General features: G+C 42.1%; 15 protein-coding genes. 6 read left to right on the top strand and 9 right to left on the bottom strand.

The window, feature by feature from the left end:
• Positions 1 to 144 precede the first annotated feature (144 nt).
• From KJ365_RS05320 to KJ365_RS05310, 3 genes are read left to right on the top strand one after another with little or no spacing between them, the layout of a single operon-like run.
• Positions 145 to 1,401, top strand: a complete 1,257-nt coding sequence (locus KJ365_RS05320; RefSeq protein WP_214450598.1) for an HlyD family secretion protein — start codon at positions 145 to 147, stop codon at positions 1,399 to 1,401.
• Complete coding sequence (locus KJ365_RS05315; protein ID WP_214450597.1) at positions 1,398 to 3,614, top strand: peptidase domain-containing ABC transporter; 2,217 nt, start codon at positions 1,398 to 1,400, stop codon at positions 3,612 to 3,614. The genes KJ365_RS05320 and KJ365_RS05315 overlap by 4 nt, the downstream gene beginning before the upstream one ends.
• 1 nt (position 3,615) lies before the next feature.
• Positions 3,616 to 3,837 carry a response regulator transcription factor gene (locus tag KJ365_RS05310; protein WP_250884042.1) on the top strand — a complete coding sequence of 74 codons (222 nt, stop codon included), beginning with the start codon at positions 3,616 to 3,618 and terminating at the stop codon, positions 3,835 to 3,837.
• An 84-nt stretch (positions 3,838 to 3,921) separates the two neighbouring features.
• On the opposite strand, the gene KJ365_RS05305 is transcribed toward KJ365_RS05310, so the two are convergent.
• The 3 genes from KJ365_RS05305 to KJ365_RS05295 form a co-directional block, all read right to left on the bottom strand.
• The gene (locus KJ365_RS05305) at positions 3,922 to 7,920 is read right to left on the bottom strand and encodes a translocation/assembly module TamB domain-containing protein (RefSeq protein WP_214450595.1); all 3,999 of its coding nucleotides are present in this window, start codon (positions 7,918 to 7,920) and stop codon (positions 3,922 to 3,924) included.
• Between the two features lie 2 nt (positions 7,921 to 7,922).
• A complete protein-coding gene (locus tag KJ365_RS05300; RefSeq protein ID WP_214450594.1) occupies positions 7,923 to 9,692 on the bottom strand; it encodes an autotransporter assembly complex protein TamA in 1,770 nt (589 codons plus the stop codon).
• Positions 9,693 to 10,109: 417 nt separating this feature from the next.
• Positions 10,110 to 10,661, bottom strand: coding sequence for a hypothetical protein (locus tag KJ365_RS05295; protein ID WP_214450593.1), 552 nt, complete (start codon positions 10,659 to 10,661; stop codon positions 10,110 to 10,112).
• A 342-nt stretch (positions 10,662 to 11,003) separates the two neighbouring features.
• Between KJ365_RS05295 and KJ365_RS05290 the strand changes: the two genes are divergently transcribed.
• Positions 11,004 to 11,831, top strand: coding sequence for a class I SAM-dependent methyltransferase (locus tag KJ365_RS05290; RefSeq protein WP_214450592.1), 828 nt, complete (start codon positions 11,004 to 11,006; stop codon positions 11,829 to 11,831).
• A gap of 471 nt (positions 11,832 to 12,302) precedes the next feature.
• On the opposite strand, the gene KJ365_RS05285 is transcribed toward KJ365_RS05290, so the two are convergent.
• The 5 genes from KJ365_RS05285 to KJ365_RS05265 all read right to left on the bottom strand — a co-directional run bounded on the left by KJ365_RS05285 (position 12,303) and on the right by KJ365_RS05265 (position 17,040).
• Positions 12,303 to 13,112, bottom strand: a complete 810-nt coding sequence (locus KJ365_RS05285; RefSeq protein ID WP_214450591.1) for an SDR family oxidoreductase — start codon at positions 13,110 to 13,112, stop codon at positions 12,303 to 12,305.
• Between the two features lie 120 nt (positions 13,113 to 13,232).
• Positions 13,233 to 13,640 (bottom strand): GFA family protein, encoded by a 408-nt coding sequence (locus tag KJ365_RS05280; protein ID WP_214450590.1) that lies wholly within the window; start codon positions 13,638 to 13,640, stop codon positions 13,233 to 13,235.
• Between the two features lie 77 nt (positions 13,641 to 13,717).
• Complete coding sequence (locus tag KJ365_RS17010; protein ID WP_214450589.1) at positions 13,718 to 14,947, bottom strand: S41 family peptidase; 1,230 nt, start codon at positions 14,945 to 14,947, stop codon at positions 13,718 to 13,720.
• Entirely contained in the window at positions 14,937 to 16,097 is a 1,161-nt protein-coding gene (locus KJ365_RS05270; RefSeq protein WP_214450588.1) for a serine hydrolase domain-containing protein, read from the bottom strand. Before KJ365_RS05270 ends, KJ365_RS17010 begins: the two co-directional genes overlap by 11 nt.
• Positions 16,098 to 16,161: 64 nt before the next feature.
• Positions 16,162 to 17,040: an NAD(P)H-binding protein gene (locus KJ365_RS05265; protein WP_214450587.1), complete on the bottom strand. Its 879-nt coding sequence runs from the start codon at positions 17,038 to 17,040 to the stop codon at positions 16,162 to 16,164.
• Positions 17,041 to 17,223: 183 nt separating this feature from the next.
• Here KJ365_RS05265 and KJ365_RS05260 point away from each other — a divergent pair, with 183 nt between their 5' ends.
• Positions 17,224 to 17,658 (top strand): hypothetical protein, encoded by a 435-nt coding sequence (locus KJ365_RS05260; protein ID WP_214450586.1) that lies wholly within the window; start codon positions 17,224 to 17,226, stop codon positions 17,656 to 17,658.
• 246 nt (positions 17,659 to 17,904) lie between these two features.
• On the top strand, positions 17,905 to 18,426 hold the full coding sequence (locus KJ365_RS05255) for a hypothetical protein (RefSeq protein WP_214450585.1): 522 nt from the start codon (positions 17,905 to 17,907) through the stop codon (positions 18,424 to 18,426).
• Between the two features lie 4 nt (positions 18,427 to 18,430).
• Here KJ365_RS05255 and KJ365_RS05250 read toward each other — a convergent pair whose 3' ends face one another.
• A complete protein-coding gene (locus tag KJ365_RS05250) occupies positions 18,431 to 19,267 on the bottom strand; it encodes an alpha/beta hydrolase (RefSeq protein WP_214450584.1) in 837 nt (278 codons plus the stop codon).
• Positions 19,268 to 19,570: the final 303 nt, after the last annotated feature.

The following is a 19,570-nucleotide window of genomic DNA, read 5'->3' as shown; positions in this document are numbered from 1 at the left end:
AAAGCGATACACTACAAGCACTAAGAACACGTTTAAATCAACACCCTTGTCTCCAAATTAATCTCACTTGTCCCCAAATTGACTGAACAGATTTAGCCCGTCTTTTAATCTGGTATCACATTTTCGTAGTGAGGGACAAACTAGATGCAGGGCTCTACTCTATATCGCCAAACAGCAATACAAGCGCACAGCAACCAAAAGTTAGGTAGCGCTTTGTTGTTACCCAAACGTCGCGTTTGGGTAGTCTGTACCGCCTTATTTGCATGGTTAATTGCCGCATTATTGTTTCTTACGCATTACACGTTTACAGAAACGGTCAGTGTAAGAGGCTACATTACCGCGGACCAGCCTAGTATTGCCATTTCACCAAAGGAGCCCGCAGGCCTTGCTAAAACGATTTACGTTAAAAATGGCGACAGTGTACAACAGGGTCAAGCATTAGTGACTATTGTGCGCCCTGTGCACTCGCTCATGGGCATCACTGCGAATGAAAACTCCCTAAATAACCTTAACCAACAAATAAAACTACTGTCATTGACCAGCGAGCAGCGCAAGGCACAACTTGAGCAGCAACAACACCATGTAAACTTACAGATAAATGCCATGAAGGAAAAACGCAAAGCCTTACAAAATCAAGCTAAGGTGATAGACGAGCGCATTTCTCTAAGCCTTGCTCAAGTGCGTAAATTAGAAAGTTTACATGCTCGCCAGCTCATTAGTAACGAAGCACTCACTAACGCCAAACAATCGAACCTCATAATTAAGCAACAACAAACACAAGTTGAATTGCAACTGTCCGATACGCTAACAACACTGCTGGAATATCGAGCCCAAGCGATATCATTGGGCCAGCAAATTAAACAGCAAACTACTCAAACTCAGCTTAATCAATTACCTCTATCGCAACAGATTAATCAACGTCAGGCACAAGCTGAATATACGCTTTACGCGCCGCGCGATGGCGTTGTTAGTAATATCAATATCCAAGTGGGAGAGGACGTATCACGCTATTTGGTGTTAATGAAAATTTCGCCTTCCAAGCCTTCTTTTAGCGCGGTTTTGTTTGTGCCTACCAGTTCAGTCGGCTTTATAGAATCTGAACAAGCAATACAAATGCGCCTAGACGCATTCGCATATCAAAAATATGGCAGCATTGCAGCATCGGTCACTCGCATCGCCAACACAGTGAGCTTACCCGGTGAAAATCAAACACACCCTATTGCACTTCAGCAAGCGGCCTTCGTCACACAAGCCTCTTTAGAAAAGACCTTTATTACGGCAAAAGGAGAGCGCGTGCCTCTTAAAGAAGGGATGACACTGCAAGCAGATGTCACGCTCTCTGAAAGGAGCTTGATGGAATGGTTACTTGCACCGCTTTATAACATTAGAGGGAGCATATGATGGTCACAAAAAGCATTACATCCGGCCTACTTTCTTCGTCACTGCAATTTACATCATCGCGCAAGGTGCGTTTAGTGATGCAAGACGAGGCAAATGAATGCGGCATGGCCTGTCTTTGCATGATTGCAAACTATCATGGAAACGGCGTCAACTTAGCATCATTGCGCCTTTGTGCGAGTGATGACGGTCAAGGCGTAAGCTTAAAAAATATCATTGAACAAGCCGCTTTGCTTGGCCTATCTTCCAGAGCGCTAAAAGTGCCTCTAGATGACCTGAATCAACTTCGCCAGCCGGCTATCTTGCATTGGAATTTTTCACATTTTGTGGTGCTAATAAAAGTAAGCAAAGGCGGGATCTACATCGCCGATCCAGCCATTGGAAAGCGCTTTGTCGCTACGCATGAAGTTAACGAAAGCTTTACTGGCGTCGCGCTTGAACTAACCCCCAATCAAGACTTTACCAAGGTGAAAGCGCAGGTCGGCCTGCGACTCAGAGACTTCGCAAGAGGCGCTACGGGGCTTAAACGCCAGCTATTTTTGTTAATCGGCTTATCACTGATGCTACAACTATTTGCGGTCGTCGCACCATTTTATATGCAAACCGTAATCGATGAGGTCCTGGTAAAAGCTGATGAAAGCCTTTTATTTACCCTCGCCGTTGGTTTCGGCTTATTACTGCTGGTAGACACCTTAACCGACTTCATCCGCCAGCGTGTGATGCTGGAATTCTCTATGCGCTTTAGCGCGTTCTTATCGTCCAGCGTATTCTCGCACTTACTTTCGTTGCCAACAGATTATTTCATGCGTAGGCATATGGGTGACATTGTTAGTCGGTTTGCGTCTGTACAGCACATTAGAGAGCTTATTACATCAGGCATTATTGCAGCGCTTATCGACGGCATTATGGTGCTTATCACCCTGCTTGTAATGCTGGTCTACTCATGGCAATTGACAATTGTCGTACTGACGATTGTGCTTGTGTATAGCTTGCTGCGTTGGGCGTTTTTCTACCCGGTGCGCCGAATAAACAAAGAAGTACTGCATGCCGATGCGCACGAGCAAAGCTATTTCATGCAATCTATCCGAGCAATACGCACGCTCAAACTCAATGACAGCCTTAGCTCATCTCACGCTAAATGGTCTAATAAGCTAATAACTGCCCTAAATAAACGCATCAGTCTAGAGAGCTGGAAAATCCGCTTTTCTATTATCAATAAGGTGTTGTTTGGTTTTGAAAATCTATTGGTGATTTACTTAGCAGCGCAGCTAGTAATGGCGCAAAACTTTACAGTGGGGATGTTGTTTGCGTTTGTCAGTTACAAAGGCCGCTTTATAGGCTCGATGAGCGCGTTAATTGAAAAGTGGATTGAGTTTAAAATGCTCAGCGTACACTTAGAGCGTGTTGCCGACATCGTATTAACCTCTCCTGAAGCAAACGATGTATTCCAAGCAAAGCAAAGCCTTCGCATCGCACAAGCTTGCGAAAAGAGCTTCAGCCCCGATGTGAACAGAGGCTTGATAAGTGTCAACAACATCTCCTTTAGGTATTCACAAAGCAAAGCACCCATTTTTGAGAACGTGTCGTTTGAGGTTCCCTCAGGGCACAGCCTAGCCATTATTGGACAAAGCGGCTGTGGAAAGTCCACCTTGCTCAACTGTTTGCTCGGTCTACTCACTTGCGAAACGGGCCAAATTAGCATTAATGGCCATCCCTTAACGACAAACAATAGAGATTCACATGGTTTGGCGGCTGTATTGCAAGATGATCAACTCTTATCGGGCAGTATATTAGAGAACATCACACAATTTGATGAAAAAATTCACCTAGAACGCGCCATAAAATGCGCCCAGATTGCATGCATTCATGAGGATATCATGGCTATGACCATGCAATATCAGACCACCGTAGGCGATATGGGCGATGCCCTTAGCGGTGGTCAAAAGCAGCGTGTATTAATTGCAAGGGCGCTTTATCGGATGCCGAAAGTGTTGCTCTTAGATGAGGCGAGCAGCCACCTTGATATCGCTACCGAAAAGCGACTCAATGCGCATTTACAAAATCTTAAAATCACCAAAATTATGATTGCACACCGGCCTGAAACCATTGCCAGTGCGCAACATATACTTCGACTATCAAAACACGGCGTAACCGATGTTACCGCTCAGTTTAAGGACAGTCGACCCACCCTAAACAATGACCAAAAAGGAATATAAAATGTCATTTGAAAACTACAATGAAGTACTCTCGAACCGTGAACAACAAATAGCCGAAAAGATTTTAGAAGGCTTACCTAACAAACGAATTGCCTCGCAGCTGTTTATCTCCGAGCGCACGGTGAAATTTCACTGCCATAATATTTATAAAAAATTAAATATTCGCAGTCGCCATGCGCTAGTGGCAGGTTATTACCAACAAATGGCGAGTTTGCAGTCTTAATGAACCTTCCGTCTTTGGCATTTGCCCATTAGCTTAGCGCTGGGGCAAATGCATATTTACACACCTACGCAGACGCAGTAAAACTTACTCATTTTCACCCCGCGTCATCTGATAAAACAAATCCACAGAGTTGTTAATACCACTTTTTGCTTCAATAAATAACTTGGGCAGTATTTGATATTTCAGCGCGACAACGCTTTGAGAATCAAACACGCCAATACCATAGGTAATTTGAATGTTCTCAGAAAGCCTTCCCGATATTTGCACCTGGGTACTATCGCCAGCACCAGCGGTACCTACATTGAGTGCGTCAAAGCCAATTGCTCGACCAAACCTACCAATACCATTTTCACTGCGCCCTACGCCGAAGTTCACGAGCATATTGATAAGCGTTGTGTCGGTACCTACCGAATCGCCCTGTGCACCACTAGTAAGATCTTGCCCTTGCAGTAAATAAGACAATTGCTTTGCCTGTATCATAGGTGGTTCGGAGAACAACTCTACACGCGGCATCACCGGATTACCTGAAATTTGCACACCTGCGATCACATCACCGTTAGTGTTTAACGGGTTCCTAATGGCTCTTATATCAAACTGCGGCAGGCTCGGCTCGCCACTAAAAAATATCTTCCCAGATCGCACAAGTAACATCTGACCATAGGCTTCATAGCTACCTTCAAGAATATTGACCTCGCCATTCAAACTTGTGGTCATCGGCCGTAAAGTGTTGTCACTAAGACGACGTTCTTGCTTTACTTTGAGGTTTAAGTCCCCTGATAACTTCGCTTCTAAATCCAGCGCATTTATGGCTACAAATGCGTTTTTAGGTTCATCGATTAGAATATTCAAATCGATATCAAGCGCCATTGGGATAATCGGCGGCTCAGGCTCCTGACCAATTATGATGGTATCGGTACTCGGCGTTTTTGCATTTTCAGGCAGCTCTTCAATCTTTATTTCAGCACTTGGAATAGCGATGTTTCCCGATAGCGTTAGTGTGTTAGCATCAGCCGTAAAACGCACGTCTGGGGAGATTTGTGCTACAGAGTCTCGCACTGAAAATTGCATATCAGTTCCAATAATCTCACCGCGTACTTTAAATTCTGGATACAAACCTAAGTCAGCCGTGTATTGCCCGGTTCCTTTACCTAGCTTAAAGTCTCCATTAACACTTGCCTGTTGCCCTTTAAATTGAATACTTTGATTGAAATTAGTTAGCGGATAGGTATAAGCATCAAGAATGAGTTCGCCATTATTAATATTCATGTAACCATCAAGCTGGGGCTCAAATAACGCACCCGCAAAATCGATATCAGCATTAACCATGCCCAAAATACTATAGGTACTAGGTATGAAACGTTCAAGCACGCTTAAGTCCAACCCAGTTATACGCACTTTTCCATTGTGCTCGCGAGCATCTGGGCGCAGATTTAGCTGCGATTGAATACCGATTGTGCCGGTCGCTTCTGACCCTGCAAATACTGCTGCGTATAATTCATTCTCTTCAACATCCATATTTGCAACCAAGGCGGTTAATGCCAAAGAGTGACTCTCGGTTTCAATTAAACCGCCGATCACCCGGTTATATGCGCTCGCATTGAGCCCTTTTTCCTGTGAGTAAGTAAACTCAACATTGCTTGCAAATGGCAAGGTAGATTCTGCGAGGATCATGTCGGGCGCATAATGGCGAAGCACCGTTGCTATGTCATATGCTATATCGGCTTGCCCACTGGCAATACCTTCACGATACTCAAGGCCATTAAAACAGATGTTTTGCGCCCCTGTATCTGATTCCCAGCAGTGTTCATCAATCAGCACAAGCATCTGTATTAAATCCGCCTCAATTGGCACTTGCTGTGCTAACTGTAGTCTCGAAAAAGGCAATGTGACATGAGCATTACGCCAATTTCCTAACCACTTTTGTTGGGTGTCGGTTAAAGTAAGCGTTCCCTCAAATTCATGTGCAGTACGTACGTTTTCGTTTAACACCGACAGATTGAGTGTATGCAGCGTTTGATCGCCCGTTGCGGTTAACATAAGCTCATTCACCACGGTCTGACCAATCGCTAATTCGGCCATTTCAAGATTCAACTCGGTGCGATAATCATCACCTGCGTCAACGGTCATAGACACGTTTGCCTGCTCTAAACCTATATCATTAAACTCAAAATCAACAAGGCTTGCCTCAAGGTCTAATTGCGGACGCAGGAGGGTACCTGATAACGTCCCTTGGCCATTTACTTGGCCCCTAATAGTTTCGAGTAATGCATTTACATTATCCAAATCAACTTGAAGGTTCAATTGCGCCTCGCTGCCAAGCCACTGCTTGGCAGTCATTTGTGCATAGCGGGTATCTGCAAGCTGCAAGACTCCATCAGCGGTCACAATATTGTTTCCTTGGCGAATATCCATCTCACGGATACTCACTTTGCCTGCTTTGGAGATATCAACATCGCAGTTTACGCTTAATTCATAGCCTTGCACTGTGCCTTTCACATCTTCACAGAGCATTTGTCCGCGCATCCATGAATCGGTGTACTGATGTTCAAGTGTGACTTGACCATTTAAATCACTTTTTACATCGTGAGAAAACACGCCAATATCAAATTTGCCTAGTGATACATTTAAGTTCGTTTGCAAAGTCAGCTCTGCTAGTTGTGAGTCAAGCAATACTTCACCTGAAACAAGGGCTTGCCCTAACGCCCCATCGGTACGTAACTCATTGATATTCAATCGAACATCTTGTGCAGAGGCACTTGCGATGAGTGAAACATTGGACATGCCGCTAAACTGTTCTAAGTCTTTGTATAGCGCACCACTTGCGTTGATAGTGTACTGCTGCCAATCACCCTCAATATCAAGTAGCCCTTGTGAAACCTGTACATTCAATGGAACCAATAGAAAATCATTGAGCGGCGACAGTTCATCGACTTCTATTTGCAGTGTTAGGGGTAGATTGCTGGCTTGTAAATCACTTACAAACGCTGTTTGTATAAGCCCTTTGCTTTCATTTTCGGTTTTTGCTGAGACTTGTATGTCTGACTGATGGATATCGCCCTTGCCTATTAAAGACAGTGCGCGAAAGGTTTTTTCTGATAACGGTGCCTGCTCGATTGAGGCTTCAAGTTGATACTGCCACTCATTTGCAAAGTCTACGTCTACATCAGCAGCGAGCGTTTCAGCATCCATGCCATATGATGTCAGTATCTCAGAAACCTTGGCTACAACTTCAATAGAAACCTTCTGGGATGCTAAGGTTACTGAGCTATCAATATCGCCTACGCAGTTTTGCAAAGCGCGCGTCACTGGAACGTGCCAACATAAGGTGTCTATTTTTGCTTTCGCTAGTTGTGCATTCACAGGAATGAAAATATCGGGAAGGATAATCTTAGGTGGCGTAGCAAGCGCAGAGCTTATCAAATCCAATGAGAATGGCGTATTGGCAGGTAAGCCTAACGATTGATTTTGCCCAGCGCCTTGAGCAGAGCTTGAAGCACTCACACCATCCTCTGTTGGCGGAGCAAACAGTAACACTTGCTCTACACCTAGTGACGCAATCTTAAAGCTTTGATAGGCAGAAAAGTCACGCATATTAAGGTTTTGTGCACTGACTAACGGTGCCTTATGAAGTTGAGTATCGTGCACAGATGACTGCTCAACTTCTAAGCTTTGAAATTGTGCCGAAGTAATGACAAGCTCAAATGGCATGGTAACGATGCTTGGCGCGTCGGTGCTCGGCGTGCTTTGTTGGGATGGCGGGAGCGTTAATTTAATGTCCCGAGCCGCAATTTTATCAACGCATATTTTTGCATCGAGCAAGCATCTTAAACTGATGTTGAGTCTAAACGTATCAATATCTGCAGTTAAGGCATCGGGGCTTGCAACGTGAACATGCCCAAAGCCTACCTCACTGAATAAACTACCTGAGACATCTGTGATTTCAATCACGTCAGATTGATTGACAGCGTGCACCGCTAATCTCAAGCCCCAGTTAGTTCCTGCAAAGACCACAATGGAGATGACTAATATACAAAGCGCCAAAAATGCCCAAGCAATGTAATAGCCAATTCGTTTAATCTGCATCGCTATAACCCCGGACCAATCACTAGGTGAATCCGATACTTGGGCTTTTCCTCTTGCTCACTCTCTCCACGCGCTAAATATACTCTCACTGTACCAATAGGCGATAGCCAGTGAACCCCTAAACCATATCCAAATGCTGGGTTTTCAAAGGGCTTGTCACTGGCGTTTCCAACATCTAGAAAGGCTGCCATTCGCCAATCCTCGGCCACTGGGTAAGCATATTCAACGCTCGCAACGGCTAAATATTTACCTCCCAATAGCTCAGTTTCTACTTCATCATCTACCTGTGTCGTCTCAAAGTCAGATATCTCGTTAAGACCAAACCCTCTGATACTTTGATCTCCTCCCGCAAAGAAACGTTGCGTAGAGGGCACTTGAGAAAAATCATTGGTTGCAATGGCACCGGCATCTGCCCTTAGGATAAAGCGATGCTTACCTAGTTCACGTATCCATTTTGTTCTCGCGGTGACTTTAAAAAAATCGATGTCTGACATCAATGAGCGGTTTCCCCCCTCGACGGTTACCTGCTGTAAATCCCCCCAACTGACAAAAATGTCTCCCTGCTTTCGGGTGCGCGTATATGTAAATCCTGGTAACAATAATCGTGTAGTTTCAGGCTCAGCAGAGCCTTGCGTAAAAGATTCTTGTTCGTACTTTATAAAACCTATACGAGTCCAGTCTTCTTCGTCTGTGGCCCCCCATTGGCGCTGAGCCGCTAGAGAAAATGTGTCACTGACGGTTTGGTTTTCATCGGTTTGGCGAAAACCAATTTGGTAACTCATAAAATCGTTCAAAGGATTGGCTTTCGGTACTCGATAATTTAACTGCAACGACTTTCTCGGATTTGATAAGTACAAACGGGCACCCAATGAATGACCGTCTAAGTTAACCCATGGCCGTGACCAGTCCACGGTGAATCGAGGGCCTGTATCGGTAGAGACGCCAACACCATATTCAAATGTATCTTTTGGTTTAGGATCTAATATAACCTCAATAGGCACTTCATAGTTAACGGCCTCCTGGGCATTGGCTCTGGCGATCGCACTACTAAAATAACCGGTAGCTTGCATATCAATTGAAAAATCACCCACCTTACTCTGGTCGAAATATTCTCCCTTTTTAAACGGCATCACATTACGCGCAATTTCCTGACCGCGCGTCTCACGTAAATATGTAAGGTCACCAAACTTATAGCGACTACCTAAATAGAAAATCCAATGAACCGTAGCCGTGCTCGTTGGTGTTGCATCGCTTAGGTCATTCTTACTGTTTGGCTGCACAATTAACTTATGTAATACAAAATTAAAATCAAAGTAGCCATGAATTAAACTTAGGGTTTTAAGCCTATTTTTTAATGACTCATAACGTCCATGATCAATCCTTTGCCCCTCTAGTTGACGCACTTGCGCGATAAGTTCGTGGATAGACTTAGGAATGGCTTGTTGATTAATTTGTTGCAGATCGTTCACTAAAACAACGCGATTAATTTTTGCTTGGCTGCCAAGATCGAAGGTAATTTGATACGAGATGTTTGGTGACCTACCGCTTGGTTGTGCCGAATTCGGCGCGAAAGTTAGTTCAGAGATGGCAATATTAGCATCATAATAACCAAATCCCTGAACCGCCTTTTGTGCTTCTTTGGTTAATGATTGAATGTATTTTTCTTGGTTAATTTTGCCTACAGGAGGTTCTACTTCAGCCAACAATAAGCGAATGTTATTTTCCAGCGCACTGTCGTCGATACCGTTAATGGTGATATTTGTTTGTGCCATCGACATGTGCATAAACATGACACATGTTAACAAACAAAGGTATTTAACGGTTCCTAGAAAAATAAAATGGCTCCTAATTATAAAACCGTCACTTTGAACAGTTATGTCAGCTGTGAAGGTATTCTATGATTAACTTACTGCAACGGATGCAGACAACACACAAGGACGTGTCGTTTTAAACATTGATAACTTACACCGTGTCACTCGCGGTGTAAGTTTATCATCTTCGAAAACACAGGACTATGCGATTGTAGTTATATTGTAGGAAGTGTCTTGTGATGCACCCCCTAAACACCTGTCTAAACTCTACTAGAAAATCAAACACTGATGCTTGTTTAGTCCAAGAACAGTCCATCGAAGTTCAAATGATTTTTATGCGTTAAATCATTATTGCAGCCACACATCGCGTCGCATGATTTAAAGTAGCTCACCTAACCATGGGAAAGCGCTAAATCCCAGCCAGCTAAAAAAGAAGGTGTGAAAAAGTAAATAGTTTTTAAGGTTAGGGCATTTAAAATGCCGCCAATACAGCACGGGAATTGTCGTGATACACAGAATGTTAAATACATAAATCGTGAAAATATGAAATAGACCTTGCACCTGTAAACCATTTTGAAATAACACGGCGTGCATTAAAACACTGACCAGTGCAACGAGCGTGATGAAGATAATCGAAGCGTTAGAAATAGATACGCGTTCTTGCAACCTCGTCCGGTGACTTCCTCTTATTGTCAGCACAATAAAGACAGATGCTATTGGTAGCCCACCTAGTATGGCGGTTAACCAATGAGGCCAACCTAGCATACTGACTAATAATGTGGGTAGCACCACCGGCACAGAGAACGGTGAAATGATACTTGGCGTTTGCAATATCACGCTTAAAGATGCAAAAAACCACACACAAAACGTAGCGACTCCAATCATAAAAATATGACCGACCGAAGATGAATGTTGTGCGTTATTTGTCACAAGCGTGCCTGCATGAAAGTATATTAAACACAACGATACTGTATAAAACACAAAGTTAATACCCATTCGTTTGCATGGCTTGCTTGTGCTTTTATTTGCGTGTGATGTGCACAAATTAGCATCGGTACTTATCTAAAGGTTTTTGAACGCAGACGCGCCGCGTAGGATTTTTCGAGCATTTAGCCTCATACAACTTCGAATCGTCAAAATAAAAAGCAAGCCTTGATTGCTCGGCGTTGAATTCCACATCCAAAACCTAGAAAAAGATGTATATAAAACGTTAATTCAATTTTTTAGGTAGATTAAATACCTAATCTGCCCTTGTTAAGGAAATAAGCCGATATGATCAAACCCCTAATAATAACTGCAGCGAGCGCACTACTATTGTTGAGCGCTGCGGCAACAAATGCACACAATCATGGTGGTGCAAAAGCAGCGATTGAGAAAGCCGTAAACAATAGCGAGATTAGGTCTGAATTAGATATGGAACGCGACCAATATCGTAACCCCACTGAAACGCTAACGTTTTTTGGTATCAAACCAGATATGACGGTAGCAGAAGTGGGTCCTGGTGGCGGTTGGTATACTCGTATTCTTGCGCCGTTGTTGGCCGAAAACGGTAAATACATTGCGCTAAATAACTATCCAGCTCCTGGCGAGCGCTTTGAGCGCGGTATGCAATGGCGTGAATCGTTTATCGATCATGAAAGTGGAATGTTTGGCGCAAATGCCACGGCTCGCTTTCTTGACCAAGACGTTCCTTTTGCGGCGCCAAATAGCGTAGATGCCGTACTTGTTTTTCGCGGCATGCATGGCCGTATCGCACGCGGCGGTGCTAATGAGCTCATTGCAGAAGCATTCAGCGTACTAAAACCCGGTGGCGTGCTAGGCATTGTCCAGCATCGCGAGCGCGAAGATTTTGATACTGACCCAACAACGACTATGCGTGGTTACGTTAAGCAAAGCTTTATTGTAGACATGGTCACCAAAGCAGGTTTTGAACTTGAAGCGGCAAGCGAAATAAACGCAAACCCTAAAGACACTGCTGATTGGGAAAGAGGTGTATGGGCGCTGCAAGCAGGCAGACCGCTTGCTGAAAAAGACGAGCAGTTCCGCGAAATCGGTGAGTCAGATCGCATGACGCTTAAGTTTGTTAAGCCTGCTAACTAATTAGCTACCAGAAAAACAAGATAAGTAAATTATCGTATCATAGAGCCGCTCTTATTGTTGAGCGGCTTTTTTTACAAGACAGCGATGCTTTATATATACTAGTGTGATTACCAAGGGATTATGTCGGTATCATTACCGAGCGACTTTGTCATAGTCAAAATATCAGTTCATATCTATTCTTGCAAATCGCATGGCCGATCTGAGGGATAGAAGACACGTTCGATAATTAGTTACCTAATACGAACTCCAGCGCCAAAGCGGTCGTTAGAGGAAGCGGTCTATCTTAAATTTCTGGTTAGCTTTAAGCGAAGAAGCTTGAACGGCAGTTGTATACGTTTTTCAGACCTTCAACTTTTACATATTATGATAGCGATATTTTTGAAAGCCAATTGCCCATAATTGGAATTGTCAGCCTTGAAGGGATCAAAGCGAAAACTAAATATCGGTTTCGCTTTCCCAAGTATGGAGCAACTACGTTCTAGATGCAGGAGACACTGCCGAACCCGCCAAAAGAGCGCCATCAATAGTTAACTCTGTTCCGTTCATATACGCAGCCTCATCGCTAGCTAGCAAAACGGCCAAAGACGCTACTTCAGACGGCTCGCCGAATCTCTGCATTGGACAGTCCTTTATGAACTCTCGCATGTTTTGTTCACGTACTTTTGGTTCATCACCTAACATCGGTTCCCACATTGGTGTAAGGATTGCAGCAGGGTGAATTGAATTACATCTTATATTTAAACCTTCTTCAGCACAGTAGAGAGCCACCGTTTTGGTGTGGTTTCGTATGGCCGCCTTTGATGAAGCGTATGCCGCTGCTCTTGGAATACCTACGAGGCCAGATCGAGAGGAAATATTTATAATTGAGCCCTCCCTGTTTTTTCTCATAGCGCGGATAGCATATTTACAGCCAAGTAATGTTCCTTCTAGGTTCGTTGCATGTACGGCTCGCCAATCCTCCAAGTTAACGTTTTCTGGATCGTGATTTACTACACCGTTTTCGAATCCTGTTATTCCAGCATTATTCACTAAAATGTCGAGTTTTCCGTATCGGGAAATTATCTCCTGCGTAACCTTTTCCCAATCAATTTCTTGCCTTACATCTAGTCGGCAAAACTGAGACTTGCCCCTCAGTTCCTTGATTGCGAGTAAGCCTAAATCGGTATCTATATCTGAGAGGATTACTATCGCACCTTCTCTTAAAAAAGCCTTTGCGATTGCAAGGCCGATTCCACGCGACGCTCCGGTTATAAGGCTTACTTTATTATTTAGTCTGGGCATACCAAGCTTCCTGTAAGGTTTTCATTATTATTGCACTTGAACGTTACTACATCCTAATTGCACATCGATTCTTTGATCAATACGAAGTTAAGTAGGTAGGATAGCAAACAATACCTGTTATTATTTTTGAGGCGGAAACTCGGCAAACTGAGGAAGTGAATCCAGAATATCATACCAATCCGGTTTTGAAGATACATGCATATGTGCCTGCGGCATCTGTTTAGGGCTTTTATTGAGTGCACCAAATCTAATGTGCACCATTCCCATGGACGGTTTCTCACCATAAAGCATAGAGCCACAGTGGCTACAAAAACAAGAAGTCGTTCCTTTGCTACGATGAAATCGTTTTATGTGTTCGTCTCCCTTGGAGATAGACATTTTTTCGCTTTGGATGCCACCAACAACTGTGCCCGCGCCACCTGAAGATTTTCTACACATCTTACAATGGCAGTAACCTGCATATAAAAACTCACCATGGACACAAAACTCTACTTTGCCGCACAGGCAACTCCCCGTATTTGTCGACATTTTCTTTCTCCTTAATCATTCATTATAAACTCAAAAGTTTATCTACATTTTCTATATCAATACTGTTAACAATCAAACTAGTAAAGCATGTCGACAACATCCTCAAGCACATTGTCTACCCCTTTTGAATAGTCATCCCAATTTTGTTCTATATGTATATCCGGCACGACTCCAACTGTTGCTGTTTCTTGCATACGGAACATTCGTTTTGAATAGGTAATACGAAGCTTTGAGCTGGGCAAAATAAGATAGCCCATATCTTGATATCCAGTTGGATTTGAACCGGTTGGCATACCTATTATCTTTGCGTTAAGTAACTGGCGAAATAATGCTGCGTTGCTTGTAGCAGCTGAGAATGTTGTCGCGCCAGTTAGCACGTATACTCCGTTAGCCCAATCGACGTTATCAATAAGGTTAAGCGCGTTTGCTAAGACTAGGCCCACATAGAGGTCTCCACCTCCATTATTTCTCAAATCAATGACGATTTGTTGACTCTGATTCTGCTCCATGAATACAAGTAATTTTTCAACAAAGGGCAACATTTCTTCAAATTTAGGGTAGCTGTCAAACCGGATGTAAGTTGCTTTCTTTTTACTTACTGTCGTATACCATAAGTATTCAAAATCAAAATCTTTAGGCATAACGACCGCACTAGTTGAAACATCCAACTGTTTATATTCGAGCTGTGCCAACTGAGTATTGGGCACAGTATTTAAATGAACCTCTGTCAATTCCCCCTCACCAGTCAAAAGCCTAAATACGGCTTTGCGAGGCGATTTGGTAATTTTTAACTCATAAAGTAGTTCCCCTATAGGCATGTAGTTTGCGATACGAGTAATTTCAGAATGAGGGTTTTCAACATATTGCACTACTTTAGCAAGTTTTCTCTCAATGTCAGCGATCTTTGTCCCATCAATACTTTCTAGCATGGCGCCCAAAATATCACTGTGGCCGGACGCCACTTTAATGACTCGCCACTCATTACTTATTTTCTTAACCGTTATTGGATATGAATTTGTCTCCCAATTCGCGAAAGAGACTGCCGTATGGCCATCGCCAATTTTTCGAGTGAGGCGCATTAGCCCCAAAGTAATTCCCCAATCAGATAATTGGTCGACAGAATTCCGGATGGTATCGAGCTCTTTTTCGAAATTAGTTCTGTCAATCTGATGAAATAAATCAATGTGATTTTTCTCTAACGATTGATAATAAAGCGTTAAATCTGATTGCCATTGCTGCGTTCGTGATTCTTGTGCAAATGCGACGTTGCTAATCAAAATTAAAAAGATAATGAGTTTATTCTTCACTTTTCATCTGCCTTTGTATGTGAGCTAAAATATCTACCGGGGCTTTAATAGACAAAACTACCTGGTCGATTTGGTTGAATGAACCTGATAAATAAACATCCAACTCAGGACAAAAAAACATAAACGAAGATGTACTGCCTGTATGACCCAAAAGATTTAAGTCGCTGATAGAAGAAAGTCGTTCTTCAATGCTTATTTTCCTTAAGCCAAGTCCATAATAGACCCCGTTACTCTCACTCACCCACTGTTGCATCTTTGTTAAAGTTTCAGGTGACAGAAGTTGATGACTGTGAAGTGCAATTTGAAATTTGTTGAGATCATCCGCGGTTGAGGCAATGCCCCCTCCGGCCCAATCTAAACTTAAACTCTTAAATGTCGAGATTTCTATACTACCAGCGTAAAGCTCAGTCATTTTTCCAGTAGCTACATCAGGCCGAGCCCGCAAATGCATGTGCGTATTTTTCATATCCAGTGGGGCAAAAATATGTTGTTCAAAAAAGTCATGTAAATGCTGTCCGCTAAGGTGTTCCACTATTAACCCCAGCAGGATATAGCCAGTATCACTGTATCGATAGTTTGTTCCAGGTATAAAGTGTGGCTTCATACTCATCTTTGAGATATTCACTAATTCTTCTGGTGACCAGACTCTTTCTGTTTCCTTAAACAATAGGGACATTCCATTTAAAAAACCGTCGGTCGTTTCATCCTCAAAATAATTCGGCAGACCTGAAGTGTGTTGCAGTAATTGCTTTATGGTTATTGCATTAGCGTAATTTTTACCTTCAAATTGATGTAAACCACTCACAATCTCTTTGGGCAAGTACTTGGCAATTCTGTCGTTAAGTTTTAAGTAACCTTGCTCGTATAGCATTAAAACAGCTGTGGCGGTGAACGTTTTTCCAATACTTGCTGTGTGAAATGGATTGGTAAGCAAAACTTTTTCATTTGTACGAAATTGACCTCCAACAAAACGCCAATCAATATTTTTTGAAGGCGAGAAAATAGCCATTGAGCCGTTATAAATATTATCTTTTAATAAAATATTATCGAACAGTGTCTTAATTTCTGCTTGAGCTACATTCAAATCATTTGCATGAGCATTAATAGTTATCAATACTCCCAAAAAAATAGTCTTGCTTGTTATTTTCATCACACAGTTCTCGATTTATAGCCGCGGGGAAATTTTAAATTTATGCTTAACAGTAAGGCTCACGTTAATTTTGTTTACTCAATGTTTGAGCGTGATTTCTAAAAAACGTGTAGAGGCTTTCAATGCCATACTCATTTGTATTCATATCTTCGCCCATTGCAGTAAAGAAGAATTCATATGGTCCGAAAATATTTTGAGGGATAAAAACTCTTCCTAATAAAAGAATCATTTTTCTTAACCAATCGGGATGAATTTTCACAACAGTCGGTTTATCTAGTGCTAAAAAAGCCAAGTTAGCGATTTCAAAATGGGATAGTGTTCTAGGTCCGCCTATATTGATTGACTGTTTTAATTCAAAAAGCGAATCATTTTTTAACAGTCTAAGCATCTCGATTGACAGATCATTCCCTGAGATAGGATTAAGTTTTTGCTTGCCGCCTCCAAAAAGATGTACCTTACCGTTTTGAGCCATCTTTAAAAAATCAAGCATGTCTGAGTAAAACCCTGTTGGACGAATTACTAAAGATGGGATCGTGGACCGCGTTAGTTCAGTTACAAAATGCTCTTTTGCCTTACACAGAGAAACATCCTTAAAAGTCTCACCTTTGAATACAGAGACGTACATAAACTTTTGAACACCAAACTTTTCAGCTTCATGCAATATGAGGGCATTGACCTTATAGTCGACGTCTTCGTAAGACAAACCATCTCTTTGTTTTGTAATCCCTAAAGCAGAAATAACAGCATAACAATCGGTTAACTCAATGTTAGAAGGTTTGCAGCTATCGAAGCAAACCTTTCGTGTCTCAACACTGTCGAATTGTTGTTCAAAGCTTTCTTTATCGCGAACGAACGCGACGACAGGCACCCCTCTTTGAGTCATTGCTCTGACTAGGTTTTTTCCTAAATATCCACTAGCACCAAAAATAGCGACTTTTTTCATCTGCCTCTCCTTTGTTAGGAATATAAGTAGTATTCATTGGAGAGGGTAAATTGAGGGTGAAAATAGAAACATTTGTTACAAAAACATGGCAAATGAATAGTTCGCAGTATTTCACCATGGGTTTACCTTGCAGGCACTAGAATAACAGGCAACTTCCCCTATAAGAGAAAAGAGAAATTAATCATGCACAACATGCTTAAATCACTTATATATTCCGCCATTGCTGTTTCTATGCTTGCGAGTTGCGCAACAATTCAGCCCACCACACATAACCCAAAAGTTGAATCAGTTGACGTAACTATCTATCGAAGCGGTGAACTTCAAGGCAGTCTTACTGATGCGTATGTTGGATGGGATGGAAAGTACTTTGCTAAGCTAGCAAAAAGTGAATATACCGTGCTTAAAGTACCTGTCGGTATGCGTGAGTTTACAGTAAGAGCACATGCTGATCTTGCGAACGAACTGACTGTCATGCTAAAAAGCGAATCTCCACTTTGTATGATGCTCCAAGTAAATCCAGATAATATTGTTGGCTTAAATTGGTTTGTACCGAGCTATCAGCTGAAACAAGTTGCATGCCTCAGTGAACAGCAACTAAGCAGCTATAAAAAGATTTGATAAAAACATCCTTGTAGCTAACAATGTTTTGCTAGTGTTGCATCGTTGTAAAACAACCTCATCAACTGGTGGGGTTTAATTGTTGGCAAAAGAAAAATGAGAAATAAACAGCTTTATGGCGTTTTCGCTTCTTTTATTTGCGCGACAAGCTTTATTCTTGGCCTGTGCCTCATCTTTATCATTGCGCCCGATTTTAATGATGGTCCCGACCAACGTTTGCGTACGCTTACAAACTTTAGTGGTTTAATGCAGGTTTGGTACTTTTTAGTTTATGTTGTTTTTGGGATAAGCGTTTTAGTACTGAGCGTTTCTTTATTAGAAAATCAAACGCGAGAGCACACCGTGCTTCAACAAATTACCATGCTAATGAGTTACCTTTGGTCATGTTATATCTTCGCCAGCGGCTTTATCGCGATTCTCTCTATTGAATTTCTATTTAGTGAAAATATAAAGCTAGAAACCGCTGTGGTCGATTTATGGCGTGATATATATGCAATTCAAATGGGCTTAGGAGAAGGCTTTGAATGGGTTGGCGCAATCTGGGTCGTATTAATTAATACTTGTTTACTTAAAGAAAGAAGACTAAGTAAAAAGCTTGTTATCTTTGGCTACTTTATAAGTTTTTTCGGTTTCTCAACTCTCATTCCAAGCCTTAAAGAAATGGGTGCAGTATTTGGTTTACTGCAAATAATTTGGTTCATATTTGTAGGTTTTATGTTGCTGCGTGAGAAACGTACATTGCAACAACATAGTACCAGCAATTTTTAATTTTCTAAAAGTGTTCTCTTATCCAAGCAGACGCTTTCTCAATAGCTTTAGGATTAGACAGTATGCCCATATGGTCAGCATCTTCAATTAACTCGGTAGAGCCTAAGACGCTATTTTCACTGACAAAACTTGGGTACGCGCTAGCTAAAAACACTTCATCTTCTTGCCCTATTATCGCTATTAATGGCTGAGTTATATTGAGCAATGCTTGATCTGTGGTTTGCGGCCTAATAGGTTGAGCAGACATGATTGAGGAATAGCTATAAGCCATCATGTGTGGCGCAAAATTAAAATACATAATAGATAATGAGTCGAAATGATTAATCCCAATAGTGTTTAACATCAATAAACCAATCATTCTCGGAGTATTGAAATAAATTGGCGAATCTTGTGCCGCGTCTCCACTTACCTCTCGCTGCGTAGGGCCTTCACCAAAATTAGGAGCAAACAACAGGTATCCATCTACCTCTGGTTTATTATCTTTCAATGCGTAACGCATAGTAATACCGCCACCCATTGAGTGACCACCAATTATTATACGACTATACGCACCTATTGAGGATGCACTAGCTTTTGACTTTAAATGCAAAAGTATATCTTCTAAATCATCTTCATATTGACCAATATAAGCAACGTCGTAATTCTCTCCTTGTGAAAACCCGTGCCCCCTTAGGTCAGGTAAAAGTATCTGAGCCCCTGTCGCCTCATGCAATTGCTTTGCTGTATTTAATAATGTTTCGTGTGTTGATGCTATACCATGTAAAAACACGATAACGCGCTGAGAGTCACGCCCAATCTTACGCAAATAAAGGGACTCACCATCTCTAGCGAGTATTGTCATATGCTCGCCATAAAGAGCCAATGGTGCACTCTGATTTGTCTTATTTACATTATAATTTATTGGGATGAACGGAAGCTCAGTTGGCCAGAATATTAAGCTAAAACTGACTATCAAATAACAAAGTAAGGCGCCGACAAAAATGATGCTGCTCTTTATAACTTTTTTCAACAGCGTTGATGTTTTTCCTACCGTCATGACTGCTCCTATTAGAATAAATGATTATTAAGCCAAAAGGCTGGCATTAGATACTCATTAGGAGTGTAAATTTATAGAGGTGAACCAAAGGTGAAAACTCCTAGCGAA

It is taken from the genome of Glaciecola sp. XM2 (assembly GCF_018595715.1).
GTDB lineage: Bacteria > Pseudomonadota > Gammaproteobacteria > Enterobacterales > Alteromonadaceae > Glaciecola.
The sequence above is the reverse complement of the archived record's forward strand: the minus strand, read 5'-3'. Positions and strand labels throughout refer to the sequence as shown.